The following is a 24,775-nucleotide window of genomic DNA, read 5'->3' as shown; positions in this document are numbered from 1 at the left end:
ATTTGCCGACTAGCATATAAGATTTCGGCTTTTTTTGCTTAAAACAATTTAAGTCATTACTCAATGCGGCATGCAAAAAGTGCACTTTCAAACCTTATCCAATCTCTTTCATTTTGAACAATCAATTCAACTCGGTTATCAATCCCTTCTTCAACATCTTGATAGTTAAATTGTTCAGGATTGAAATTAAATGCCTTCCACCCCTGATTGGTATGGAAAATTCCTTTAATCCGTCGCCAATCTTGCTGTTCACAAAGTAAATCTAATAAATCGTAAAAGTCAAAAACCCAACGCTTCGGCATTTTCCAACCTGCAACACTATAACCTTGCGCCGTTTCTACATAGTGATACGGCAACTGTTTAATCTCAGGAAAATCTTGTTGAGTCGCTTTCAACTGTTGCTGAATGTTCAGTAAAGGCTGCTTTAGTCGTTTTGTTCCGATGTACTCAAAATCGATTTGCGCAAGCTCAATCTTGCCCTGCTCTGCCATCAGCCACTGCTGAGCATAAGGCTGATATTCGGTTTGCAGTTTTTCAAGAGCATCTTGATCTGTTTTTTGCATATGAGCTTGATGCGAAACCACCACAATCTGCGCCGCTTTCAATTGATCCTGATAGAGATTTTGTGCTGTCCATGCATGATCATGTAAACGCGAACCATCCAGCACGGTGATCGGAGCACGCATGTGCAGGGTCGAGTGCCAATGTGGCTCGGTCAGTTGCTCCAGTAACTGTGCTGGATGTCCCAAGCCTGTGGGTTCAATAAACAGCCGATCAGGCTTTTGTTCTGAAAGCAAACGAGACAGTGCTATTTGCATCGGTAGTTGGCTGCTACAACATAAACAACCACCGAGTAATTCTTTCACCGCATAGCCTTCCGCTTGTGGCATGAGCTGTTGATCTACGCCAATTTGCCCAAACTCATTCATCAGTACCGCCCAAATTTCATGTTCCGGTTTCTGACCTAACAAATGCATGAGCAAAGTGGTTTTACCTGCACCAAGAAAGCCCGAAATAATATGCGTAGGAACCGCCTGCGGCATCGACATCAGTTTCAAAATTTTATACCTAGCATGGAATATGATAAAAACAGCACAATAAAATAAGCCTTTATCTTAATTTAAATAACCAATTTTCTCATCTCAAATCCATGGCATCGAACACTCAGCATTCAGTTAGCTGACATTTCATTCATTTATACCCCTATTGGACAAACTTCCTTACATTTTACTCAATACTGAAATTAGGGTTTCGCACTTAATTCGCATGCTTTGTACAGTTTATGTGAGTTTTCAAACATCCATATTGATCATTAATTCTTCTTTTTATCTCAATCTATTCACAAAAAACTTCTACTTGTTACTTAAAGCTCACTATTTTTTCATCATCTGTAGTTTTAGGTAATGTGCACTTTTCACATTGTTGCTTCGATTGAACCGCAGATATTCAGGCGATAGCATGAAGCTCAGTTCAAATTGATGTGATGATCAGTCTGAACTATTTTTATCTATAAAATATAAGGATGCCAAAACCATGAAACTTTCTCACTTAATTATTGCAACATCTTTAACAGCTGCGAGCTTTGCAACTTTTGCTGCACCTCAACAAGCGCCAGCTCAAGAAGACAAAGTTGTAGTATCAACCCAAGAAACAGCTGAAACTACAGACTTAAGTGCAAATGCACCTGCTTCGGAAGCATCAGCAGAACAACCGAATCAAGAAAAAGCTGCTAAATAATTGAAATTTTGAGAGATCCAGTGGCTTTACTCTCCTGCTGGATCGCAACAACTTTTTAGCGTCACTTGAAACCAAGATATATCCTATCTTGGTTTCTTTTTATTTATGTGCATTGACTATAGCAGTTCGAGATCAACAGGTGCAGAAAGCCAAATTTGCATAGTTTTCCCATATGAGCTTCTATTCAAAACATCAACGTCAGACATAAAAAAAAATCCCCTATGTTGGAGATCTTTTTTTTAAACTTAACTATGCGATGCTTTTTTATAAATACTGCACGAAGGATGATGGTTCTCTTGTAAGCGCGCGACCTTACGTTGTTCTGCCGCTTCAAAACGACAACGCTTCCAGTCATTGTCCAAATTCAACGCAGGAATTTGTTTTGGCTTACCATTTTCATCTACCGCAACCATGGTGAAGTAACAGCTATTGGTATGGCGTACTGTACGCTTTTGAATATTTTGTGCTTCAACACGAATACCAATTTCCATTGAAGTACGACCAACATGGTTCACACTTGCCAAGAAAGTCACTAACTCGCCGACATGAATCGGCTCTTTAAAATTAACTTTATCAACCGATAAGGTCACCACATAACTTCCTGAAAAACGACTTGCACACGCATATGCCACTTGGTCTAACAGTTTCAAAATGGTGCCACCATGCACATTTCCTGAAAAATTCGCCATATCAGGTGTCATTAAGACCGACATAGTGAGTTCAGACTGGTCATCCGCAGCCGCAGCAATTTGATCTAATGGGGACATCGCGTTCTCTAATTGGTAAGATAATAGGATATGTGACATTTATTATATCGGTTTTGAACACTAAATTTGGTAACAAAACCATCATTATTATTTATAGTGATTTAAGTATCATTCAAAAAAATATATATAAAGAAGACTAAGCGTTTGAATCTATAGGCCTTCTTTAAATTTTAATTTATTCAAAAACATTCTCGCTGTGATATTTTCGTCGCACATAAATGGCTTTGAGCCTGATCCACTGTATTTCGAGTTATAGAGATATATAAAAGCCCATTCAGGCTTTTATTTCTACATCGCGCCAGATCAATGCGTTCTTACTTGAATACTTTGAATATTCAATTTTTGCTTATAATTTTTCTGCGCAAAAACTTTTTGAATCTGTCCTAACTGTGCAACGGTTGCATCGACCCCAGCTTGCATGGTCAACTCACGTCCGCTGACATCAAAAATATGTACTTTCTCACGCAAGTCTGGCTGAATCACAATATCTGCATTTTTCAACTCTATTTGCGCAAGGTTCTTTTGCATAATATTGATATTTTGGTTAAACAGCCCCCAGACATTTGACGTTTCGGTATACAGCGGCTGCGCCAAAATATCGACCGCAATAATAATATCTGCCCCTAACTTACGTGCCACATCAACAGGTACAGGGCTGACTAAACCACCATCTACATATTCATCAGTACCAATCTTAGTTGGAATGAACATACTCGGGATCGATACCGATGCCCGAACTGCTTGCCCAGTATTGCCATAGTTAAAGACGACTTTTTTGCCTTCTTTTAACTGCGTCGCCACCACATACATCGGGATAGGTAAGCGTTGAAGTGGAATGTCGTTCACTTGTTCATTGACATAGTCTTCAACTTTTTGACCATCAAAGAAACCTTTCATGTCCAAACGGATATCGCGCACATCATTGGCTTTCATATTCAGCGCAATATCACGAATTTGATTGGCATTTTTACCGCTAGCATACAGTGAACCGACGATACTACCGGCACTGGTTCCCACGATAAAGTCGGGACGAATCCCCGACTGCTCTAAAACTTGAATTGCGCCAATATGTGCATAACCACGTGCACCACCACTCCCCAACACCAAGGCAATGATTGGGCGGTTTTGTTCTTTTTTGAGCTGTTTAAAGTTAATCTGGTTGAGTCGCTCTTGGGGTTCCCCTGACTCAGTTTCGGCTGAAAAAGCCTGATTTGGCGTTTCTTGAGCCACTTTGGGCATGCTTTGACAGCCTGCTAAAGCGAGCAATGTAAACGACATAAGGCTAAGTTTAATGTTTAACATGATTCACCGAGGTTGAGATAGAGCGAAGTTTTCCAGCAGCATAGTGTATGAAAATCAGCAGTCCAAGTACTGTTGTTTTTCGTAAAAGCGTCATATTTCTCTATTATAATCTGTTTCAATTTTTCAGTATAATTCAACATGCACACTCAGCAGCTCATTCGCATCTTTCTGCATTTTTTAAAATTGGGCTGCTTGTCTTTTGGTGGCCCTGCTGCTCATTTGGTGTTTTTTCACCGACATTTTGTACAACAACTTCGGTGGTTGAGTGATGCTGAATATGCCCAGTTGGTTGCTCTCGCACAATTGCTCCCAGGACCGACCAGCAGCCAAGTGGGTATTGCCATTGGTTATCAACTCCAAGGCTACCGCGGTGCGTGCGCGGCTTGGCTCGGTTTTACTTTGCCGTCTATGCTCCTCATGGCATGTTTTGCGGTACTGGGTCAGCAGTATTTCAATCAACTCAGTGCGATGACACTACATAGCATTCAGTTGATCGTTTTTGCTGTGGTGGTCTGGGCCTTTTGGCAAATGTTGACAAGTTTCTGCAAAACTATCTGGCAATATGTGCTGATGTTACTTAGCACCTTGTTTCTTTACTTTGTGCCATGGTCATTCAGCCAAGTCATCGTCATCTTTGTTGCTGCTCTCGTCGGTATTTATTTCGCATCAGATTCGACATCAAAGCTTCAAGACAGCAGCTTAAAATCAAAAGTCCAAGCTAAGCGGGCTTATCTTTGGCTGATTGCCTTTGTTTTGCCTTTTGTAGTTTTTATAGTGTGGCATTCATCTTCTTCACTCGTCTCACAGAGCCTGTTCAGTTTTTACCAAGCAGCATCTTTGGTTTTTGGTGGTGGGCATATTATTTTGCCACTTTTACATCAGGACTTCGTCGTCAGCCATATTTTATCTGCCGAACAATTTGACTTAGGTTATGCGCTGGCTCAACTCATGCCCGGCCCCTTATTTAGTTTCGCCAGTTACTTAGGTGCTTTATTACCTTTAACGCCATTTGTCTGGCTGAATGTGGTTCTAGCCACTTTAGCAATCTTTCTACCCTCATTCTTTTTAATCTTTGCAACCTTGCCCTATTGGTCTTGGCTTATGCAGCAAGCTGCGATCCGGAAAGCCGTGATTGGGATCAATGCGGCAGTGGTAAGTTTACTGCTGTGTTTAGTGATACAAATGGGACAAAGTTATTTCAAGCATTGGACTGACTTAGTTTTTGTAATCGCTGTTATTTTAATGCTTCGAACCAAACTCCAGATTTGGCTAAGCCTGATTTTAAGTTTTGCACTCTATCAGCTGTTGTTTTCTTTAGCGGCTAAATAGCCATAAAAAAGCCCCTATCAATGTAGAGGCTTTTTTATGTACTAAATAATTACCAAATATCTGATTTCACTTTGTCTTTAAATTTAGGATGGTTATCCAATTTAAACACTGGCTCTTTCACACCTTGTTTCAGCTGTGCCAAATAGTCTTTTAACAGCATCAATAAGAATGGTGTTAACAGCAAAATAGCAAACAAGTTAATGGTGGCCATGATACCCATGAACAAATCCGCAGTGTTCCAAATGAGAGGCACGCTCATCACTGAACCGAGATATACCATAATCAAAACAAAGATACGGAAGACGAACATCACCTTGGCATTGTTATTGATAAATTGCACATTCCCTTCAGCATAGGCATAGTTACCAATGACTGATGAAAAGGCAAACATGAACAAAATCGTTGCAAGGAAGTCATCACCCCAAGAACCAATTTGGCTCTCTAAAGCCATTTGGGTGAGCGCTACGCCTTCAAAGCCCGCATCATGATAAAGTCCTGAGGCCAAAATAATAATCGCTGTACATGAACACACCACGAAGGTATCCACAAATACACCGAGCATTTGTACCAAACCTTGGTTTACAGGGTGCTTTACATCCGATGCAGCTGCCGCATTCGGTGCTGAACCCATACCTGCTTCATTAGAGAATAAACCACGTTTAATCCCCATCATCATTGCCATAGAAACCATCGCACCGAAGAAACCACCAGCAGCAGCTTCAAACTCAAAAGCTTTAGAGAAAATGAGCTGGAAGATATCAGGTAAAATAGCGTAATTAATTACGGCAATATATAAAGCAACAGCCAAATACAACAAGGCCATCAATGGCACAAAACTTTCTGCCACTTTGGCAATACGTTTGATTCCACCAAAGATAATCATCGCAGTCAGCAAGACTAAACCTAGTCCAACCCAAGACACCACAATATGAATGCCGCCGAGTTCAAATGCTAGATTGGCTTTATCCCATCCCCATGCATGTGCTGTTGCACCTGTAATTGCATTGGCTTGTACTGCGTTAAACACAAAACCATAGGTTGAAATAAGCGCAACAGCAAAGACTACACCCAACCATTTTTGTTTCAGGCCTTGGGTAATATAGTAGGCAGGTCCACCACGGAACTGTTTATTTTCTTGGTCGCGCACCTTGAACAACTGTGCAAGAGATGACTCAACAAAAGCCGAACTCATGCCTAAAAATGCAGTGACCCACATCCAAAATACTGCACCCGGCCCACCAATCGCAATTGCGATCGCAACGCCCGCAACATTACCCACACCTACACGACTAGCAAGCCCAGTGACAAAAGCCTGAAAAGGTGTAATGCCATGATCATCATCACATTCCTTACGGCTTGATTTCATGACCTTGATGCTGTGCAAAAATAAGCGAACCTGTACTGCACCCGTAATTAGGGTGTAAAACAAACCGACCGCAACAAGGAAAATCACCAAAAAGTCCCACAGAGGTCCATTCAGTGTATTCACCCACCCGAGTAATGTTTCATTTAATTGATCATTCATCTCGATATCCTAATTATTGTGAGAGACCTGAAAGCAAAAAAGCCCTAGTTTCCTAGGGCAAATTGCATTTCCAATTAGTTAAAATATTGCAAAATAGACTGAATGACAGCCACGTTAATCAAGTCTACAAAGAATGCGCCACATAAAGGCACAATTAAGAATGCCTTGTGCGAAGGACCATACATGTTGGTAATCGCCTGCATGTTTGCAACCGCAGTCGGGGTTGCACCCATACCAAATCCACAGTGACCCGCAGATAGCACCGCAGCATCGTAGTTTTTACCCATCACACGGAATGTCACAAATGCAGCATATAAGCCCATCGTAATTGTTTGTGCACCTAAAATTACCACAAGCGGACCTGCAAGGTCAGCCAATTGCCATAATTTCAACGAAAGCAAAGCCATCGCAAGGTACAACGACAATGATGCATTACCAAATACATCAATCGCACGGTCAAAGATTTGAACTTTGAAAATACCTTCCAACACATTACGTAAAATCACACCACCTGCAAGCGCCCAAACAAAAGTCGGTAACTCAAGCATTGTGCCTTTCATATGGCCGGTCATAAAGTCAGCAAAAGCCAAACAGCCTGCAAACAAACCTAATGTGGTAATCGCATTATCCGCAGTGATTAAACGCACACGATGTGGATATTCAAACGGTACATATTCTGTTGAATTAATATCAGTCAGTGGAGTGTTATCACTCTTTTCAATTTGTTCATTGGTACGTGGTGTCGCCAATTGATAACGGTTAATAAGTAACTTCGCTAAAGGACCACCAATCAAACCACCAATAATCAAACCAAATGTCGCACTCGCCATACCCAAAGCTAATGCACCTTGGATACCATGTTTAACTTCTAGAATTTCACCCCAAGCACCCGCAGTACCATGACCACCAGTTAAGGTAATTGAACCTGCAATCAACCCAATAAGTGGGTCAATGCCCAATAAAGTTGCAAGGCTAATGCCGACAAAGTTTTGCACCACAATAAATGAAGCGACAGCCATCAAGAAAATAATCAGACCGATCCCACCCTCACGCAATTTGGCAAAGTTTGCACTTAAGCCAATTGAGGCGAAGAAAATCAGCATAAAACTTGTTTGCAATTCGCTACTGGTCGTGATGCTATAGCCCCAAAGACTATGCACAACCAAGGAGATAATCGCTGCAACTAAACCGCCTGCGACAGGCTCAGGAATGTTGTAGCGTTTCAAGAAACCAATTTTATTTACCAAGAAGCGGCCAAGTAACAAAACAATGACAGCAGCAATCAAGGTATAAAAAGCGTTAAAAGTAAATTCCATGACAATTGTCCATAAAGCGGATGCTTAGATTTTGTTATCTGGCTAATAAGCCACCGAATTCATTGATACTTCAAGAGATATTTCGTAAATCTGAGACAAACTCAGTCTTGCGTATGGAAATTCAGGCAATGGGTAAATTGGTAACAAACTAAGCGATCTGATGCATAACATGTTCAGTTCTACACAATGAGTAAACTGAAATAACGTAATGCCCAATAATGTTTGGACACAGATACGGTTTTTTGAAAAAAATCACAAAACCGCCCCATATTGGCTCAAAAACAAGCAATAAATGCACAATATGGGCGAAAGACGGACATTATGCAGATTTTTTATAGATAATCTTTATTTTTTTACAATAATTTCCAACTATTTCACTTATTTTTTTCTGACCCAATACTTAAGTCTATATTCAAAATGTATTTAGTCTGTATAAATTTCTCGACTAAAACAGAACAGGAGCCTAAAGCTCCTGTTTTTAAACTACAACTATATCACCACATGATTAGAAGCTGTATTTCGCCATTAAGCCAACACGGTTATCTTTTTTGCTTTCACCAGCAAAGGTATCACGTTTACCATTGATATATTCAACACCTAAGTCCAATGGCTTAACTGGTGAATAGATGAAGTTAATCCATGCTTGATAAACTTCTTCATTCGCAGCAGTATTTTTACGCTCGTAATTTATACGCGCGTAATCAGTACCATCATTTGCAAAGAGTGCGCCATAGGCTAAAGTTGAACGTAATTTCTCGTTGAATTTATACGTACCACCCACTTGTACACCAAACGCTTCATTTTGCTCGATATTGCCATTCACTGGATTTACATAAAATGCTGTATTGCTTCCGTATAAGTAGTTGCTATTGCCCTGTACATAGGACACATCAGCACTTAGTTTTAAAGGATCAATCACTTGATAGTTTACACCAGCAGCTAAGCCCCAACCTGTTTTATCATCACCAGATGATTCAGACTTATAGTGCTCCACTAAACCACGAACAGATGCATTCGCTTTGCCATCTGCAAAACCTTGCGTTAATTTCGCAGTTAATACTGGTAAGCTATATTTCACATCTGAACTAACAGTCTCCCTCTTAGTTACACCATCAGTCGTGGTAACTTTAAGCTGGTTTGCTGAACTATTCCCTTCTTCCGCAGCAATAAATAATTTCGTTGCAGGCGCCAAGTTAAAACCATAACGTACTTGTGGAAGACGGTTTGTACCACCACCCACGTTGGTCCCAAAGTCAATCATTTCTGGTGCATGGTTAGACAGGAAGTTAGATGTAGTTTGACCAAATAACCAGTTGTTATAGGTTAAATATGCATGACGAATACGAAGGGCTTCATTTGTTCCAGCGAAGTCGACTTCTACTTTACCGCCCAATTTGTTATCACCAGCCACATTGGTATTGAAATCTAAACCTAAACGTGTCGTTTTTGCTGTTGCACGAAGTTTGTCTTTAGTTTTACCATCTGAACTTGCAACTTTGTTAAAGTCGTCATCTTGACCTTCAATAATGTAGTTTGCATCGCCACGAACAAAACCATACAGGTTAATGTCTGCGCCAGACTTAGATTTGAACGAAGACAGTGGAGATTCAGCTTTTACAGGAGCTGGCTGTGCTTTGACTTGTTGAATCTGAACGGCTTGTTGTTGTTGAACTTGTTGCTGCTGTTGCATCAATGCTTTTAGCTCTGCAACTTCGGCACGTAACTGAGCGAGTTCTTGTTGTTCTTTGGTTGCAGCATGAGTTGTTGTCATCATCAGAGCAGCCACACTAAGTGCTAGGCTTTGAGCGATAAATGGCTTTTTATTGAGGGCTAAACGCATACACAAACTTCCTTTATTACATTGTTAATAGTGAATCAAAAATTCCATTTCAGTAAAATTTTTTGCACAAAAGACCACTCCGTTTTGGTCTTTTCATATGCAAAGTAATCTTATAAAGATGAAAAATCGCACATTTCGATGTTTTAAGATATGACCTTTTATTACTCTTGCCACTAAAGTCTAATGCACACAATTTCAAACTATAATTGATGTTATTCGCGATTGGCTTTGAAGCATCAAATTACAATTTAGACAGACTTTTGCAATAATTAAGTAACAATTCTTCATATTTTCTTAAATATAGACTGAGTTTTATTTAAGATCTATATTTTTTTCTTATAACTAAAGTCTTAGTCTAATAGATAGCCATCTATGCGCAATGATGGGTCAAAATCACAGCTTTGCACCAAAAAAGCCTAACTATTCAGACTATTATTGAGCATAGTGAATGAAATATTATCCGATACGAATACACGATTATGGCAAATAGATGTGCTCATAGGAAAACTCCTAACAAAATGTTTGAGCAAACTCGTCAAACTCAATTTAGACCGTCTGAACATCCTGAAAAAACATCTAATAATAAGAAACTTTTGCATATTATCCAGAAAAATGGATTTCGCCTTTTATTGAGCACCGCAGTGAAAATGGTTAGGGCTCGTATGGCTTGCTTAATATTCAAAAAGCTGAAAAAGCGAAAATCGCACAGCTGCAATCATGTAATGACCAATTTTTTGATACACCTGTTGGGCTATTCTTAATAGTTAATCAAGCTATGAGCATCGGCGCGAAATGAATTTGTAATGATGATGAAAAATGTCATGATTGCAGCCAAAGTACGGGGCTTAGACACTTGCCCACAAGCCGCATGGAATCATCTTCATGCTCTCGTGCTGAATATACTTGGTGCTGCACAATTTGAAGAATTGGTCTGCGGCATGACGATGGGTTATGCGGATCCTGAGCAGATCGTCAATCGCTTTATAACACCACGCGTACCAGTTGAAGATTTTGCAGTATTCTTAAACAATGAGTGAGATTTAAAGCATTTATTTAAATATAAAAAAGAGACTAAAATGAGTCTCTTTTTTATATAGTCACGACTTAAATTTTTAGGCTTTTTCGTGCTCAAGCTTAAACACATAATACAAAACCAAAGCCACAAAAATAGCCATGACAATGGCCATATTCAAAAGTGCCGACCAGAGTAGAAAATTAAGAATCACACCACAAAGTAGACCACAACCAAATTGCATACTGCCCATAATCGCACTGGCCGTTCCTGCCCGTGCACCCTGCTCAGACATTGCAATCGCCATGGCATTTGGCCCTGTAAAACCGATTGCTGCGACAGCGAGAAACATCCCTGCACATACGATATATAACGGCGCATGCGTCATGCTACCCGCTACCAACAACAACCCCACACCAGCTAACTGCAAAAAACTGCCTAATTTTAAGCGCTGAAACACACTTAACTTTTGTGCCAGACGTTTATTTAAGGTCGAGAACAGCATAATCCCAACTGCATTAGCACCAAAGGCATAGGCAAAAACTTGCTGACTTAAGCCGTAACCATCCATCAGAATGGCAGCAGAAGCACTGATATAGCAAAAGAGTACAGCCCCAGCAAAACATCCAACAAACATCGGACGTCTAAAGCTCGAATCTTGCAGAATCGCCCCGTAGAGATTTAAAACTTGGTTAAAGTTAAGCTTTAAACGGCGCTTCGGGTCTAAAGTTTCTTCAAAGAAAAAGTGTACACAGCACAGGCTTCCCAAACCAACGACCATCAAAAAGGCGAAAATACTATGCCAACTACTGAAACTCAGTACCAGCGCGCCTAAACTCGGTGCAATAATCGGCGCGATGGTGGTCACGATCATCATACTGGCAAATGCTTGGGCTGAGGCTTGCATATCTAAACGGTCACGAATCGCAGCACGGGCAATCACCACACCTACACAACCGCCTAAGGCTTGTAAAACCCGAGCGGCAATGAGACTCCACTCACTGTTTGCAAACACACACAGGAAACTGGCAATAATGTAGAGACTCAGTCCAAAATACAGCGGTTTTTTCCGCCCAATTCGGTCACTTACTGGCCATAAATCAGTTGTCCAATAGCCAAGCCTAAGAAGTACGCAGGTAAGCTGTTGGCCACCATTTGTGTGCTTACCCCGAAATCATCTGCCATTTGTGGCAAAGCAGGTAAATACATATCAATAGACAGTGGACCAAGCGCAGTCAGTGAGGCAAGTAAGAGAATCCAAGCGTTGGAATAGACCGCTTTTTCCTGTGTATTCGACATAGGATTAATTTATGTTTTTTGAAAGAGAGTTTGCAGACAAGTTTACACGCTCCATAGTATGATTTATACCAGAGCAGGTGAAATTTCACATATTCTCATATTTGAAAATTGTCCAACCCTAAGCGACAAACAAAGGTGCCCTTTGAAAGCATGGCTGACGAGTCTAAAACAGGCTACTTATAATACAACCTTCATGTATAACCTCCGCATGGTCATTACTTTTGCAGGGACTGCTTTTGTTCCATATTTTATGGGTTTTCAACTGGCAACTATTCCACTGACACTCGGCGCAGTTGCTGCGGGTTTAAGTGATATTGATGACCGCTTTTCCGTGCGGATCATGAATTTAATTTTTACCTATATTGGCTTTTTCATTACCGCAACGTCGATTTACTTTTTATTTCCACATCCAATTTTATTCGCACTGGGTCTAATCGTTTCGTGTATTGGTCTAATTTTACTGGGCTCACTGGGACGTCGTTATGCCACCATTTCCTATGGTTGCTTAGTGGTTTCCGTTTACTCCATGCTCGGTGTCGGACTTTTTGACAACTGGTATACACAACCATCTCTGCTGGTGATTGGAGCAATTTGGTATAGTGTTATTTCAACTATCAGTTTTCTGCTCTTTCCCGTTCGTCAGGTTCAAGACAATCTATCGAAGTGTTATTCCTCACTCGCCGATTTTCTGTTTGCCAAATCCAACCTCTTTGATGTCGATATGACAGCTAACAGCTATCAACAGAGCATGATTGAACTATCGTTGGAAAATGGTAAATTAATTGCAATTTTCAACGACATGAAAACCGCCCTACTCACCCGTTTAAAAGGTGACCGTGGACAACGAGATACCCGTCGCAGTCTGCAATATTATTTTGTGGCACAAGATATTCATGAACGTGCAGATTCAGCACATATTGACTATCAAAAACTGGCGAAAATTTTTCAACACAGCGATATTTTATTCCGCTTTCAACGAATTTTATCTATTCAAGCCAAAGCCTGTAAAGACTTAAGCAGCAGTATCTTAAACCGGCAAACCTACACCCATAATAAACGCTTTAAACATGCATTTGAAAACCTCCGTTTATCACTAGAAAAGCTCAGAGACGAACAACAATATGACCAAATTTGGGTCAATGCTCTGTTTTCGCTGTATCAAAACTTAAAGTCGATTGATGCGCAGCTACGTAACTTAGAAACTGAACGCAATATTAAGCTCGATAAAACCAAGCATATCGAAAGCCAGCTCAAAGATGATGACCTGAAAGGCTGGGATGACATTAAAGTTCGGATTAAACAACATCTCACCCCAGAATCGGTGTTATTTCGGCATGCGATTCGTTTGTCTATCGTGCTATTAGTTGGATATATCTTTGTTCAAGTCACCAACATTGAATATGGGTACTGGATTCTACTTACAGCACTATTTGTCAGTCAGCCCAACTTCAACGCAACCAAACGTCGTTTACGTTTACGTATCGTAGGGACGTTGGTCGGAATCATTTTAGGGTATGCCGTGTTGTACTTTGTACCTTCGATTGAAGGACAACTTCTCGTATTGGTCATCAGCGGAGTACTTTTCTTTGAGCTTCGCAGTAAACAATACGCTCAAGCCACCGCTTTCATCACTATCTTGGCGCTGATTAACTTCAACTTAGATGGTATGGGATATGAAGCTGCCCTTCCGCGCATGATGGATACCTTAATTGGCTGTGGTCTGGCATGGTTAGGCGTGAGTTTCATTTTCCCAGACTGGAAGTTCCGTCGCCTCCCCCGCACAATTTACCGTTCGCTTTCCGCGCAATGTGATTATTTAGCTGAGGTAATTGAACAGTATAAGTCTGGACGCAACAATGGCCTGAATTATCGCGTGGTCCGTCGTGCGGCACACAATACAGACGCCGAAGTTGCTTCACTCATTTCCACTTTAGCCACCGAGCCCGACTTTGACCCAACGCAAAAAAGCTTGGCGTTTGAGTTCTTGTGCCTCAATCATACTTTTATTAGCTATATAGCAGCGTTGGGGGCTCATCGCGAAAAAATTGACGACCCAGAAATTTTAGAATTGATGGATCGCGCTTTTGACAATATCCAAGGTGCGCTCCTGCGGGATGAAATGCCTGATTTAACTGCCCAGAATATGCTACAGACCATTCGTCAGCGTTTAAGCCAAAATAATGAGGAAGATCAGAAGGCATTGATTATTTTACAACAGCTTTCCTTGATGTTTAGCATCTTGAATCAGTTCAGTCGGTTGAAGCAAAGTTTAAGCCACGAACGGGATCATGAGGCCACAGAACTAGCTTCATTATAATTTGGGTGATTTTGGAACAATATACTCACTGAAATGCTCTAAATGATGCTAAACTTTTTGCAGTTTTAAATCTGTTACTTTCACTATGACCGCGAAAAATTTATACGCTTATACTTTACAGCCTGTGACCTATGAAATCACTGAAGCTGAACAACGCGATGCTCAATTAAAAATTTGGCGTAGCACAAACAAAATTAGCATGAAAGCTAGGATCATCATGGCTGTCGTTACAGCCCTTTCGATTCTTGGCCTAATTTTACTCAAGAATTATTCAACCATCTTTTGTTGGGTCGCAATCGCCTGCGTCGTGGTTTACCTTTTAGTCCGTAAGTTCGGTTTAGAATGGTATGTGAAACGCAAAATGAATGAATTTCCGGTTCAGGAAATTAAAGGCATTCGTTTAGGTGTACAACCTCACGGTCTAATTATGCGCCAGCAAATGGGTATACAAGAAGGTGTCGGTGCAATCGGTTGGAAAGATATCTACGAATGGTACAACACACCTGAGTTTTTGTTGATTAAATTCAAAATGAAAGGCCAAGAAGGTGCATATATTCTGCCAAAACGCATGGATAGCAAAAACTTCTCGTTTAATACGATTCGTAAACATTTAAAAGAAACAGTCGGTGAAGCGCAGCCACTTTAAGTCCTGTCTTTCTCTTCTTTAAAAAAACCTCCAACTTTTGGAGGTTTTTTTATATACCAAACCCTCGAATATAAATGATAATGAGAATAAATATTAATTGCTAAATCCATATTATCTTCTCAATCTTCAGGTATAATTTCCGCACAACAAATCGCTCACCATTAAGTATTGCCATGTTTAAAAAAACATTTTTCCAAGTGCATTGGTTTTTGGGAATCACTGCGGGTCTTATCCTGTCGCTTATGGGCCTCACAGGGGCCATCTATTCTTATGAACAACAAATCTTAAAATGGATGAACCCAAATAGCTATACCGTTCAAGCAACACAAAACCATAAATTAACTCCTGCTGAGCTGTATCTACATTTCCAAAAACAAGATCCTGCCATCAAAATCAATAGTATTACGATTGCTCAAGAACCGACCACTTCAAGTACGGTCAATATCGAGAAAGAAGGCGCACGTCGTGGTTATAACATGATGGTGAACCCGTATACTGCTGAAGTCTTACCCGAAGTTAAAGGCCGTGAGTTTTTTAACTTTATTCAACAGTTACACCGTAATTTAACTGTCGGCCCTGTCGGTAAACAAATTACTGGCGCTTGTACCCTCATGCTTATTTTCTTTGTATTGAGTGGTCTGTACTTACGTTGGCCCAAACGTCATTCCATCAAACAATGGTTTTTTATTAAACCTAAATTGAAAGGGCGTAACTTCATTTGGGATTTGCATGCTGTTGTTGGTACTTGGGTGGTGATTTTTTATCTGATCTTGGCCTGTACAGGACTGTACTGGTCTTATGATTGGTGGCGCGATGGCATGTTTAAAGTCCTTGGTGTTGAGCGCCCACAAGCACAAATGCAAGAAGGACCCCGTCCAAATGCTGGTGCAGCTCAAGGCCCACGTGGCGAACAGGCTGGTGCTCGTGGTGGCGAATCACGTGAGCAAGGTCGTGGCGGCCCACAAGGTGAGCACACTGCACGTGGCGAACGTGGGCAAAGCGAACAACATGGTGAGCGTAAAGGCTTATCTCCAAAACAAGTGCAAATTGCTTTAACCCAAACTTGGACAGGATTTAACGCACAAGTTGGTCGAGACTATTCAACCCTGACCCTAAATATTCCGAAAAAGCCTGATGGTACACTTGAGCTTTCATTTGTAGATGCAATTCCACAGCATGAGCGGGCGAGAAACTCAGCGGTCTTCAATTATCAAACTTCACAAATTGAAAAAATGGAGTTGTATGAGCAGAAGAAGCTGAATGAAAAAATCATGAGCAGTATGCTTCCTGTGCACCGTGGTAGCTTCTTTGGCCCAATTTATCAATTCTTTGCCATGTTTGCATCACTGATGATGCCACTGTTCTTTGTAACCGGTTGGATGCTATATCTAAAACGTCGTAAGCAGAAGAAACTCACTCAGCAAGCCCGTGGTGGAGCATTGAATGTTCCGGTTGATCCACATGCGAAACCATGGCTCATTGCCTATGCAACTCAAACGGGTGTTTCTGAGCAAATCGCTTGGCGTACTGCAACCAGCTTACAAGAAGCAAGACAACCTGTAAGTGTTAAAGCTGTGCAACACTTAACACAGGATGACTTAAAAGCTGCTGAGCAAGTGCTTTTTGTTGCAAGTACTTATGGCACGGGTGAAGCACCTGACTTAGCCAGTAGTTTTGAAAAGAAATTTTTAAATACAACTTTGGATTTGTCACACCTTCACTATGCCGTGTTGGCTTTAGGCTCTCAAGAATATCCTGACTCCTATTGTAGTTTTGGACATCGTATTGACCGTTGGTTAAAAGCCAATGGCGCACATGCTTTGTTTGCAACCATTGAAGTCAACAACGCAGATAACAATGATATTCAACGTTGGAACAGTGCTCTTGCCTCTGCAACCAAACTTGAGCTTCAAGCCATGAATATTGACAAAACCTTTGATCAATGGAATTTGGCACAACGTGAAGTACTCAATCCAAATAGTGTCGGAGCACATGCTTATAATATTGAGCTAAAAACCAACTTCGATGCAACATGGCAAGCGGGTGATATTGCTGAAGTTCAACCAGGTAACAGCACAGCACGTATCCAAGCATTTATGCAAAAGCATCACATTGCAGCACAGAGCATCGTTGAGTCTTTAGCCATTTCGATTGAGCAAGCGCTTGGGGATAAGAACCTCAACACAGAGATTGAGCCTTTTGCCAATTTGGAACATTTACTGGAACAGTTGAGCCCTTTACCTACACGTGAATACTCGATTGCAAGTGTACCGACTCAACAAGTGTTACGTTTGGTCGTACGCCAACAGCAAAATTCAGAAGGTGAACTGGGCTTAGGTTCTGGTTGGTTAACCCAACATGCCGAGCTTCAGCAACCTATCGCACTACGTATTCGTACCAATGAATCTTTCCACTTGATCAATGACAACCGTCCTATCATTTGTATTGGAAACGGCACAGGCATCGCTGGTTTAATGAGTCTACTCCATGCACGTACCCGCCTAGACTATACGCAAAACTGGTTGATCTTTGGTGAGCGTCAACGTGAACATGATTTCTTCTATCAAAGTACGATTGAAGCGTGGCAAACCACAGGCATGCTACAACGCTTAGATTTAGCGTTCTCACGAGATCAAGCAGAGAAAGTTTATGTACACCATAAACTACGTGAACAAGCCACTGAGCTTAAAACATGGGTTGAAAATGGTGCCGTAATTTATGTCTGCGGTAGCATTAATGGGATGGCGAGCGATGTCGATGCGGCGCTAATTGAAATCTTAGGTGAAGAAAAATTAGATCAACTCCGTCAAGAAGGTCGTTACCGTCGCGATGTTTACTAAACACTAAGTCTAAATGAAAAAACCGAGCCACAGCGCTCGGTTTTTTCATGCGTAAATTTGCTAGAATCATGCAAACGATAACCCACAAGCCTGTATGCAAAAATCAAAAAGAGTCATTAGTTTTATTATCGGGTCATTACTGTTCGCAGACGGCTTGTATTTTGTTTTACAACTACGCTTTAATTTTGGCACCCTCTTGCCCTTATTGATTGGACTAGGCCTGATCATTTATGCACTCGCTTATCCTAAGCTTATCGCCTATATTCAAACCAATACAACCAGACAATCAATATGGCGTTGGGCTTGGGCGATTTTCTTTGTTTGGGTTTTTAGCTTAGTTATTTTCTTCGTCTTTTTAGGGTTTTCAAATCAACAAAATACCCCTCATGTCGCTGCACCCGCTATTGTAGTTCTTGGCAGTGGTCTGAAGCATGGCAAACCGAGTCCAACATTGGCCAGCCGTTTAGATCAAGCGGCAAGCTATGCCAAGCTACATCCCAACAGCATTATGGTCGTCAGTGGCGGCCTATCCTTTCAGCAAAAAAATAGTGAAGCTGAAGCAATGCGACAATATCTGATTGATGTACACCATATCCCAGCACAGCGCATTTACACCGAAGATCAAAGCACCAGTACCGAGTTAAATCTGATCAATAGTAAAAAGATTTTAGCCAAGCAGCATATTTCCCTACAGCAACCGATTGCTATTGTGACCAGCGATTTTCATATCCCCCGTAGCCGTGCTATAGCCATACGTCAGGGTTATCAAACGCCTATCATGATCAGCGCTCAGACACCTCTTGCCACTCGCTATAATGCATGGTTACGTGAGTATTTTGCATATTGGAGTGGTTGGCTACTCAATGAATACTAAAATAAAATCCTCATGAATTAATGAAGACGGATTGTCCGTGGCGACGGTAATTGTAATTGTTTAAATAATTCAGGCTTCTGCATCGAAAATTGATATAAATAGTTTTTGATATCTAATAACAATTTTTCTGGTGCAACCAAGACATTTTGCCCTTCGGGGCTTAAGTTCATAGAGACCGTAGTTTTTTCTGAACGTAAGAATGGAATCACTTTTTCGACTAAATCGCTGAGACCAATACTCTGGATTTCGTAGCCCGCCCAATTATCTTTTACCAAAAGCTGCGCTAAACCTTTACTCTGCCACATCGCAAAAGAACGTTGTCCAGTCGGCGTAGCACATAAAGCCCAGCCATCTTGATATAAGGCTATAACATGACCTTGATGCACGATAGTTTCGATAAAAAGACGATAGATTTCAAGAGGATCGTAAGCAGTATTTTGATTTTTAGACGCAGCTTTGCGTTGATATGGGTTTCTCATAAATCTGTCATATTTTAAAATTATTATTGCACAGAAGTGTATGAAAACAGCTTGAGATAAGCAAGGCTTTTACGACAAGGGAATATGGTGGGCGCTGACGGGATCGAACCGCCGACATTCTGCTTGTAAGGCAGACGCTCTACCAACTGAGCTAAGCGCCCTTGAGAAATAAAAATAGCATCGCTATTTTTATGATGCAAGAAAGAAATCTTGCTTGATTCCATTTACTAGCACAAGGGATCTAGAAAATGGCGCAGCGGACGGGGCTCGAACCCGCGACCCCCGGCGTGACAGGCCGGTATTCTAACCAACTGAACTACCGCTGCAACGGTAATTGCGAATGCAATTAGGGTCATTAAGCTTTACAGCTTGAATATGGTGGGCGCTGACGGGATCGAACCGCCGACATTCTGCTTGTAAGGCAGACGCTCTACCAACTGAGCTAAGCGCCCTGATTAAGATTGTCAATCTTAGTTTTCAAATTTAAGCTCAGGGACTTAAATTTATATTTTAAATGGCGCAGCGGACGGGGCTCGAACCCGCGACCCCCGGCGTGACAGGCCGGTATTCTAACCAACTGAACTACCGCTGCGTCGTAAAATATGGTGGGCGCTGACGGGATCGAACCGCCGACATTCTGCTTGTAAGGCAGACGCTCTACCAACTGAGCTAAGCGCCCTGATTAAGATTGTCAGTCTTAGTTTTTAAACTCAAGCTCAGGAACTTAAGTTTAATCGATTCTTTGAATGGCGCAGCGGACGGGGCTCGAACCCGCGACCCCCGGCGTGACAGGCCGGTATTCTAACCAACTGAACTACCGCTGCATCGCAAAAAATCTGGTGGGCGCTGACGGGATCGAACCGCCGACATTCTGCTTGTAAGGCAGACGCTCTACCAACTGAGCTAAGCGCCCTCATTAAGGATTCTGTATAAATGGCGCAGCGGACGGGGCTCGAACCCGCGACCCCCGGCGTGACAGGCCGGTATTCTAACCAACTGAACTACCGCTGCACTTACACAAAGTCACTAATGTGGTACAAACAATATTAAAAATCTTAAGTGGCGCAGCGGACGGGGCTCGAACCCGCGACCCCCGGCGTGACAGGCCGGTATTCTAACCAACTGAACTACCGCTGCACGTAAGATCTTTAACGTAAAGGCTTGGTGGGCGCTGACGGGATCGAACCGCCGACATTCTGCTTGTAAGGCAGACGCTCTACCAACTGAGCTAAGCGCCCTTAACGTCTTTATCGTTTGTGAGGTGCATTATAGAGAATCTTTACAGGCTGTCAAACGCTTTTCGGCTTGTTTTCACTTTTTTGCAATCGAGTGATTAAAAAATAGGTCAAATGGCATAAAAACAAGTATTTTCTGTATGTTATTTAACATATTTGCGAAAATTAAAATGATTATTCGCTAAATTTATTTTCCTCAAAATACACTTTTTCTATGATTAATCCCCTTCTTCTACTCAATATTCATATTTTAAATTACAGCGTTGAATACTCAATAAAATAAGCTTGCATATTTTTTAACAGCTATTTTTAGATTTAAAGTTTATGTTCGGAAATATAAACCAGTGCATTGCAATCAATTAGTTCAAATAACTCTATGACATCCGTATTACGCATACGAATACAGCCATGCGACATCGGCATCCCCATTGGTTCGCTATCAGGTGTTCCATGAATATAGATATAACGTTGATAGGTATCGCAGCCTTCCCCACGATTGAAGCCCTCTTCTAAACCACTCAGCCATAAAATCCGAGACAAAATCCAGTCCCGTTCAGGAAACTGGTTGGCTAAATCGGTGTCGTATACTTCCCCAGTAGGCTTTCGAGCAATAAAAACGGCATTTTGCGGTTGCTCAGCACCATGCTTTTCAGCAACCAGATGCCAACCTCGCGGCGTTTTACCACTATTTTCAGTTTCACCCATGCCATTTTTTCCCGATGAGATCAGATAAAATTTATTCTTTTTAGGCAGCGTTAAAGTTTGTTCAGCCAGATCAATCAAGACGTCTGCATCAGCAATTACATAAGACATCAGTTGTCCTCTATTTGTTTTTTATCTATTGATATATTGGGTTCTGGGCGTAACCATAACCATATTGCGACAAGCAGCATGGTGGTATTGGTAAATAATTTCACTAAAAATGGTGCATTGGTCAGTAGCATGATCATTCCACTGATCAACATCATGATACTGGCAAACCATTTCGCTTTACGTGGTACAGTTCCATTGGCACGCCATGCTCTTAACGTTGCACCATATTTAGGATGGTTGAGTAACCAAGCATCCATTTGTGGCCAACCTTTAGATGCAGCCCAAGCTGCCAAGATCAGAAAAACAGTTGTTGGCATACCCGGCAACAGTGCACCGATAAAGCCTAGGATGACAAAGATCACCACTAAACAACGCCAAAACAACGTTTTCATACCACTTTCCTGAGCACCGAATTGCGGTAGTATAAAGTGTTTTTTAATTTTATCCGTTGTCCTTCTGCATATTTAGCTTCTTTTTTAAGGCACTCACATGCATCTCATTTCACAGCATCAGTTGTTCGAACCTTGGCTCCAATTCAAACATCCATTGGTTCGCCAGTTAGCTTTTGCTGTAGCAAGTCCAAACATTTTGTCTGCGTTGCCATCAGAGCTCGATATACAACATACTTTTCATTTTCATCCCTCACAGATCTGGCAACAGCACTTTCAAACCTATTTACCTCGCCTTAAACAGCTCGATCAAGGCCCTAAAGAACTTGAAGACTTTATGGCTCAGTTGAAAAGTACCCGTCTAGGTCTACGCTTTGAAATGTTCATGTGGTTTTGGTTACGGGATCATCGCTATCATGCATATGAATTATTGGGGCATAGTATTCAAATCATTGATGGGGCACGGACTACAGGTGAGCTGGACTTTTTAATTAAAAATACCGAAACCAATCAAATCGAGCATTGGGAAGTCGCGTTGAAATATTATTTGGGTGAAACAGATCTGAGCTTAACCACATGGTATGGGTTGAATCGTACCGATACTTTAAACCGAAAACTAAAACACTTTACCCATAAACAGTTTCAATTCCAGCAAGCTTTAGACACAGACATTCAGACGCGCTTTTCCGTTTTAAAGGGGCAACTCTTTCTCCCTCTAACAAATGGTTTCACGGCAGTTGATGCTTTAAATCAATACTCCCTTCCCAATTGGCTCAATCCTGACCGTCGACTAGGTACTTGGGGTAACATCATTCCAACGACCGACTTAAATTACTATCGCCTACAGCGTCAAGAGTGGATTTGCCCAAATGCGGAAGTCAGCAGCGAAAATGCACATTGGTGGACCAATGGCCTGTACTTACAAAATCAAAACAATCAGTTTTATATGTACCGAAATCCAAATTTGATTTTAACTTGATTTTGCAGAAGTTAGTTTATACAAAAATACATAACGCAACATACGCTTACTCATCTCCTGTAAAACGATGCTATTGTTTAAAGTGTTTATTTTTTAATCTTAAACAACATCAGAACAAAATCATTTGATGAATACACTAAAAATTTTGGAGACAGCGATGAAAAAAATTGTTTTAAGTTCACTAGTGATGCTTTTTGTTTTAACAGGCTGTAATACCGTCAAAGGTATGGGTAAAGATGTCTCTTCAGCAGGTAATGCTGTATCACATACCGCTGAAAAAACCCAAGATGAAATCCGCAAGTAGTTAATATTTGCATAAAAACCTTATCAATAGATAAGGTTTTTTTATTGCTAAGTTTCGCATTCCAGAGATTAATCGCCTATTATAGTGCCGACTGTTTTATTGACTTTGAAATGCGCATGACCTCTTCTGCTACTCTCGATTTAAGCCTCCAACTTTTACGTCAGCCATCGGTTACACCTGTGGACCACAACTGTCAAAATATTATGGCTGAACGCTTAAAAAAAATTGGTTTCAACATTGAGTCTATGCGCTTTGATGATGTTGATAATCTATGGGCACGAAAAGGTACTGAAGCACCTGTATTCTGCTTTGCGGGTCATACCGATGTCGTTCCTACAGGTAATTTAGATGCTTGGAACTCAGACCCATTTGCCCCTGAAATTCGTGATGGCAAGCTTTATGGTCGTGGCAGCGCAGACATGAAAACTGCCTTGGCTGCAATGGTGGTTGCTTCTGAGCGCTTTGTTGCGAAACACCCAAATCATAAAGGCTCAATCGCGTTCCTCATCACCTCAGATGAAGAAGGTCCATCGATTAATGGCACAGTCAAAGTGATCGAGACACTCGAAGCCCGTAATGAAAAAATGAAGTGGTGTTTGGTGGGTGAACCTTCAAGTACACATCAACTGGGTGATATTGTTAAAAATGGTCGTCGTGGTTCACTTAATGCAGTACTGACAGTGAAAGGAAAACAAGGTCACGTGGCTTATCCACATTTGGCGATTAACCCGATTCACATGGCCTCTAAAGCCGTTGCTGAACTTTGTGATACAGTTTGGGATCAGGGCAACGAATACTTCCCTGCAACCTCGTTCCAAGTGTCCAATATTCAAGCTGGCACAGGGGCAACCAATGTCGTCCCAGGTACCATGACCGTGACTTTCAATTTCCGTTATTCAACTGAATTGACCGCTGAAGAATTAAAAGCACGTGTTTTAGAAATTTTGGATCGTCATGGTTTAGTCTACGACATTAAATGGACACATTCAGGCTTACCATTCCTAACACCAGTGGGTGAGTTGGTGAATGCGGCTAAAAATGCCATTCGTAATGTGACTGGTGTAGAAACTGAGCTTTCAACCTCAGGCGGGACATCAGATGGTCGCTTTATTGCTCCTACAGGTGCTCAAGTACTTGAACTTGGTGTTCTCAATGCCAGCATCCATCAAATTGATGAGCATGTGAATGTCGCTGATCTTGAACCACTTGCTGAAATTTACGAAAAAATTTTAGAAGGCCTTTTGGCATAAGCATTCAAACTCACATAAAAAAGGAACTCAGTTGAGTTCCTTTTTTATTACATTCAAACTTAAGCTTAAAGACCTAAACTCGCCTGAATTTTATTTAAATTCGGTACGTGATAAGTCTCATCCCCCATACGGACTAGCTGGAAAATGGTGGGATCATTCACAGGGCTTTCATCATCAACAATTTCAGAAATACGCAAACGAATTGACTTCGGCATTTCATTACACATCAAAGCAAAGCGCTGAGAAGCATCATCCCCCTCAATCACCAGCGCCACGCCTTCCGTTTGGTCGGGACGGTTGATGGCATAAACAGGCAGATGAAGATCATGCCATTCCACCGTTTTCACTTGCGTATCACTATCGAGTGCAGATAGAACAATATTTTGCGGCAAGAGCATGGGGTTTTTACCATGACACTCAATAATATAAGCATCAATAAAACCTGTTGATACTGTAATCAGATATTGCAATTCTTGCTGACTGATTTGCTCATTCATGCTCTTTGAAACATTTGCGTTCATT

Annotated in this window: 19 protein-coding genes, 10 tRNA genes and 2 pseudogenes; 10 read left to right on the top strand and 21 right to left on the bottom strand. The window is 41.3% G+C overall.

The window, feature by feature from the left end; translation table 11 throughout:
- Nucleotides 1-56: 56 nt before the first annotated feature.
- A complete protein-coding gene (locus AC4CVD_RS04820) occupies nt 57-1,058 on the bottom strand; it encodes a CobW family GTP-binding protein (protein WP_490752226.1) in 1,002 nt (333 codons plus the stop codon).
- A gap of 475 nt (nt 1,059-1,533) precedes the next feature.
- Between AC4CVD_RS04820 and AC4CVD_RS04815 the strand changes: the two genes are divergently transcribed.
- Nucleotides 1,534-1,737, top strand: coding sequence for a hypothetical protein (locus tag AC4CVD_RS04815; protein ID WP_004694446.1), 204 nt, complete (start codon nt 1,534-1,536; stop codon nt 1,735-1,737).
- A gap of 245 nt (nt 1,738-1,982) precedes the next feature.
- Here AC4CVD_RS04815 and AC4CVD_RS04810 read toward each other — a convergent pair whose 3' ends face one another.
- Nucleotides 1,983-2,504: an acyl-CoA thioesterase gene (locus AC4CVD_RS04810; RefSeq protein ID WP_004694449.1), complete on the bottom strand. Its 522-nt coding sequence runs from the start codon at nt 2,502-2,504 to the stop codon at nt 1,983-1,985.
- A 303-nt stretch (nt 2,505-2,807) separates the two neighbouring features.
- Nucleotides 2,808-3,806, bottom strand: coding sequence for a patatin-like phospholipase family protein (locus AC4CVD_RS04805; protein WP_114837458.1), 999 nt, complete (start codon nt 3,804-3,806; stop codon nt 2,808-2,810).
- A gap of 138 nt (nt 3,807-3,944) precedes the next feature.
- Here AC4CVD_RS04805 and chrA point away from each other — a divergent pair, with 138 nt between their 5' ends.
- On the top strand, nt 3,945-5,135 hold the full coding sequence (chrA, locus tag AC4CVD_RS04800; protein WP_114837459.1) for a chromate efflux transporter: 1,191 nt from the start codon (nt 3,945-3,947) through the stop codon (nt 5,133-5,135).
- A gap of 49 nt (nt 5,136-5,184) precedes the next feature.
- On the opposite strand, the gene AC4CVD_RS04795 is transcribed toward chrA, so the two are convergent.
- The 3 genes from AC4CVD_RS04795 to AC4CVD_RS04785 form a co-directional block, all read right to left on the bottom strand.
- Nucleotides 5,185-6,660 (bottom strand): alanine/glycine:cation symporter family protein, encoded by a 1,476-nt coding sequence (locus AC4CVD_RS04795; protein ID WP_078388425.1) that lies wholly within the window; start codon nt 6,658-6,660, stop codon nt 5,185-5,187.
- A gap of 74 nt (nt 6,661-6,734) precedes the next feature.
- On the bottom strand, nt 6,735-7,976 hold the full coding sequence (gltS, locus tag AC4CVD_RS04790) for a sodium/glutamate symporter (protein ID WP_004981109.1): 1,242 nt from the start codon (nt 7,974-7,976) through the stop codon (nt 6,735-6,737).
- A gap of 505 nt (nt 7,977-8,481) precedes the next feature.
- Nucleotides 8,482-9,816: a DcaP family trimeric outer membrane transporter gene (locus AC4CVD_RS04785; protein ID WP_114837460.1), complete on the bottom strand. Its 1,335-nt coding sequence runs from the start codon at nt 9,814-9,816 to the stop codon at nt 8,482-8,484.
- A 586-nt stretch (nt 9,817-10,402) separates the two neighbouring features.
- Here AC4CVD_RS04785 and AC4CVD_RS04780 point away from each other — a divergent pair.
- Nucleotides 10,403-10,853, top strand: a pseudogene (locus AC4CVD_RS04780) (nitroreductase family protein); the annotation flags it as partial.
- Nucleotides 10,854-10,928: 75 nt separating this feature from the next.
- Here AC4CVD_RS04780 and AC4CVD_RS04775 read toward each other — a convergent pair.
- A pseudogene (locus AC4CVD_RS04775) lies at nt 10,929-12,127 on the bottom strand (multidrug effflux MFS transporter).
- A 142-nt stretch (nt 12,128-12,269) separates the two neighbouring features.
- Between AC4CVD_RS04775 and yccS the strand changes: the two are divergent.
- The 4 genes from yccS (at nt 12,270) to AC4CVD_RS04755 (ending at nt 18,804) form a co-directional block, all read left to right on the top strand.
- Nucleotides 12,270-14,444, top strand: a complete 2,175-nt coding sequence (gene yccS, locus AC4CVD_RS04770) for a YccS family putative transporter (protein ID WP_005399911.1) — start codon at nt 12,270-12,272, stop codon at nt 14,442-14,444.
- A gap of 85 nt (nt 14,445-14,529) precedes the next feature.
- Nucleotides 14,530-15,090 (top strand): hypothetical protein, encoded by a 561-nt coding sequence (locus tag AC4CVD_RS04765; protein WP_490752223.1) that lies wholly within the window; start codon nt 14,530-14,532, stop codon nt 15,088-15,090.
- Between the two features lie 173 nt (nt 15,091-15,263).
- Nucleotides 15,264-17,930 (top strand): PepSY domain-containing protein, encoded by a 2,667-nt coding sequence (locus tag AC4CVD_RS04760; RefSeq protein WP_114837462.1) that lies wholly within the window; start codon nt 15,264-15,266, stop codon nt 17,928-17,930.
- Between the two features lie 94 nt (nt 17,931-18,024).
- Nucleotides 18,025-18,804 carry a YdcF family protein gene (locus AC4CVD_RS04755; RefSeq protein ID WP_278344900.1) on the top strand — a complete coding sequence of 260 codons (780 nt, stop codon included), beginning with the start codon at nt 18,025-18,027 and terminating at the stop codon, nt 18,802-18,804.
- Nucleotides 18,805-18,821: 17 nt separating this feature from the next.
- Here AC4CVD_RS04755 and AC4CVD_RS04750 read toward each other — a convergent pair whose 3' ends face one another.
- From AC4CVD_RS04750 to AC4CVD_RS04690, 13 genes are all read right to left on the bottom strand, one after another.
- On the bottom strand, nt 18,822-19,283 hold the full coding sequence (locus AC4CVD_RS04750) for a DUF2750 domain-containing protein (protein ID WP_004694470.1): 462 nt from the start codon (nt 19,281-19,283) through the stop codon (nt 18,822-18,824).
- 85 nt (nt 19,284-19,368) lie between these two features.
- Nucleotides 19,369-19,444: transfer RNA gene (locus tag AC4CVD_RS04745), tRNA-Val, on the bottom strand.
- An 88-nt stretch (nt 19,445-19,532) separates the two neighbouring features.
- Nucleotides 19,533-19,609 (bottom strand) — tRNA-Asp (locus tag AC4CVD_RS04740).
- A gap of 50 nt (nt 19,610-19,659) precedes the next feature.
- Nucleotides 19,660-19,735 (bottom strand) — tRNA-Val (locus AC4CVD_RS04735).
- A gap of 63 nt (nt 19,736-19,798) precedes the next feature.
- Nucleotides 19,799-19,875, bottom strand: a tRNA-Asp gene (locus tag AC4CVD_RS04730).
- Between the two features lie 11 nt (nt 19,876-19,886).
- Nucleotides 19,887-19,962: transfer RNA gene (locus AC4CVD_RS04725), tRNA-Val, on the bottom strand.
- Nucleotides 19,963-20,030: 68 nt separating this feature from the next.
- Nucleotides 20,031-20,107 (bottom strand) — tRNA-Asp (locus AC4CVD_RS04720).
- A 13-nt stretch (nt 20,108-20,120) separates the two neighbouring features.
- Nucleotides 20,121-20,196, bottom strand: a tRNA-Val gene (locus tag AC4CVD_RS04715).
- Nucleotides 20,197-20,217: 21 nt separating this feature from the next.
- Nucleotides 20,218-20,294, bottom strand: a tRNA-Asp gene (locus AC4CVD_RS04710).
- 49 nt (nt 20,295-20,343) lie between these two features.
- Nucleotides 20,344-20,420 (bottom strand) — tRNA-Asp (locus AC4CVD_RS04705).
- Between the two features lie 25 nt (nt 20,421-20,445).
- Nucleotides 20,446-20,521: transfer RNA gene (locus tag AC4CVD_RS04700), tRNA-Val, on the bottom strand.
- Nucleotides 20,522-20,833: 312 nt separating this feature from the next.
- On the bottom strand, nt 20,834-21,331 hold the full coding sequence (elsL, locus tag AC4CVD_RS04695) for a cell wall-recycling L,D-carboxypeptidase ElsL (RefSeq protein WP_010326245.1): 498 nt from the start codon (nt 21,329-21,331) through the stop codon (nt 20,834-20,836).
- A complete protein-coding gene (locus AC4CVD_RS04690; RefSeq protein WP_058869166.1) occupies nt 21,331-21,723 on the bottom strand; it encodes a YbaN family protein in 393 nt (130 codons plus the stop codon). Before AC4CVD_RS04690 ends, elsL begins: the two co-directional genes overlap by 1 nt.
- 97 nt (nt 21,724-21,820) lie before the next feature.
- Here AC4CVD_RS04690 and AC4CVD_RS04685 point away from each other — a divergent pair, with 97 nt between their 5' ends.
- The 3 genes from AC4CVD_RS04685 to dapE all read left to right on the top strand — a co-directional run bounded on the left by AC4CVD_RS04685 (nt 21,821) and on the right by dapE (nt 24,253).
- Nucleotides 21,821-22,699, top strand: coding sequence for a DUF1853 family protein (locus tag AC4CVD_RS04685; RefSeq protein ID WP_078388414.1), 879 nt, complete (start codon nt 21,821-21,823; stop codon nt 22,697-22,699).
- 157 nt (nt 22,700-22,856) lie between these two features.
- Complete coding sequence (locus AC4CVD_RS04680) at nt 22,857-23,003, top strand: entericidin A/B family lipoprotein (RefSeq protein ID WP_010326244.1); 147 nt, start codon at nt 22,857-22,859, stop codon at nt 23,001-23,003.
- Nucleotides 23,004-23,119: 116 nt separating this feature from the next.
- Nucleotides 23,120-24,253 carry a succinyl-diaminopimelate desuccinylase gene (gene dapE / locus AC4CVD_RS04675; protein WP_490752220.1) on the top strand — a complete coding sequence of 378 codons (1,134 nt, stop codon included), beginning with the start codon at nt 23,120-23,122 and terminating at the stop codon, nt 24,251-24,253.
- Nucleotides 24,254-24,318: 65 nt separating this feature from the next.
- Here the strand turns inward: dapE and AC4CVD_RS04670 are convergent, their stop codons facing one another.
- Nucleotides 24,319-24,774, bottom strand: coding sequence for a hypothetical protein (locus tag AC4CVD_RS04670; protein WP_114837795.1), 456 nt, complete (start codon nt 24,772-24,774; stop codon nt 24,319-24,321).
- Nucleotide 24,775 lies beyond the last annotated feature (1 nt).

The sequence above is a fragment of the Acinetobacter sp. LipI_23 genome (genome assembly GCF_058243045.1).
The sequence above is the reverse complement of the archived record's forward strand: the minus strand, read 5'-3'. Positions and strand labels throughout refer to the sequence as shown.

Coding starts and splice junctions, on each gene's coding strand:
- AC4CVD_RS04815 (WP_004694446.1), top strand. CDS start 1,534: ATGAAACTTTCTCACTTAATTATTGCAACATCTTTAACAGCTGCGAGC.
- AC4CVD_RS04810 (WP_004694449.1), bottom strand. CDS start 2,504: ATGTCCCCATTAGATCAAATTGCTGCGGCTGCGGATGACCAGTCTGAA.
- AC4CVD_RS04805 (WP_114837458.1), bottom strand. CDS start 3,806: ATGTTAAACATTAAACTTAGCCTTATGTCGTTTACATTGCTCGCTTTA.
- chrA (WP_114837459.1), top strand. CDS start 3,945: ATGCACACTCAGCAGCTCATTCGCATCTTTCTGCATTTTTTAAAATTG.
- AC4CVD_RS04795 (WP_078388425.1), bottom strand. CDS start 6,660: ATGAATGATCAATTAAATGAAACATTACTCGGGTGGGTGAATACACTG.
- gltS (WP_004981109.1), bottom strand. CDS start 7,976: ATGGAATTTACTTTTAACGCTTTTTATACCTTGATTGCTGCTGTCATT.
- AC4CVD_RS04785 (WP_114837460.1), bottom strand. CDS start 9,816: ATGCGTTTAGCCCTCAATAAAAAGCCATTTATCGCTCAAAGCCTAGCA.
- AC4CVD_RS04765 (WP_490752223.1), top strand. CDS start 14,530: ATGACCGCGAAAAATTTATACGCTTATACTTTACAGCCTGTGACCTAT.
- AC4CVD_RS04760 (WP_114837462.1), top strand. CDS start 15,264: ATGTTTAAAAAAACATTTTTCCAAGTGCATTGGTTTTTGGGAATCACT.
- AC4CVD_RS04755 (WP_278344900.1), top strand. CDS start 18,025: ATGCAAAAATCAAAAAGAGTCATTAGTTTTATTATCGGGTCATTACTG.
- AC4CVD_RS04750 (WP_004694470.1), bottom strand. CDS start 19,283: ATGAGAAACCCATATCAACGCAAAGCTGCGTCTAAAAATCAAAATACT.
- elsL (WP_010326245.1), bottom strand. CDS start 21,331: ATGTCTTATGTAATTGCTGATGCAGACGTCTTGATTGATCTGGCTGAA.
- AC4CVD_RS04690 (WP_058869166.1), bottom strand. CDS start 21,723: ATGAAAACGTTGTTTTGGCGTTGTTTAGTGGTGATCTTTGTCATCCTA.
- AC4CVD_RS04685 (WP_078388414.1), top strand. CDS start 21,821: ATGCATCTCATTTCACAGCATCAGTTGTTCGAACCTTGGCTCCAATTC.
- AC4CVD_RS04680 (WP_010326244.1), top strand. CDS start 22,857: ATGAAAAAAATTGTTTTAAGTTCACTAGTGATGCTTTTTGTTTTAACA.
- dapE (WP_490752220.1), top strand. CDS start 23,120: ATGACCTCTTCTGCTACTCTCGATTTAAGCCTCCAACTTTTACGTCAG.
- AC4CVD_RS04670 (WP_114837795.1), bottom strand. CDS start 24,774: ATGAACGCAAATGTTTCAAAGAGCATGAATGAGCAAATCAGTCAGCAA.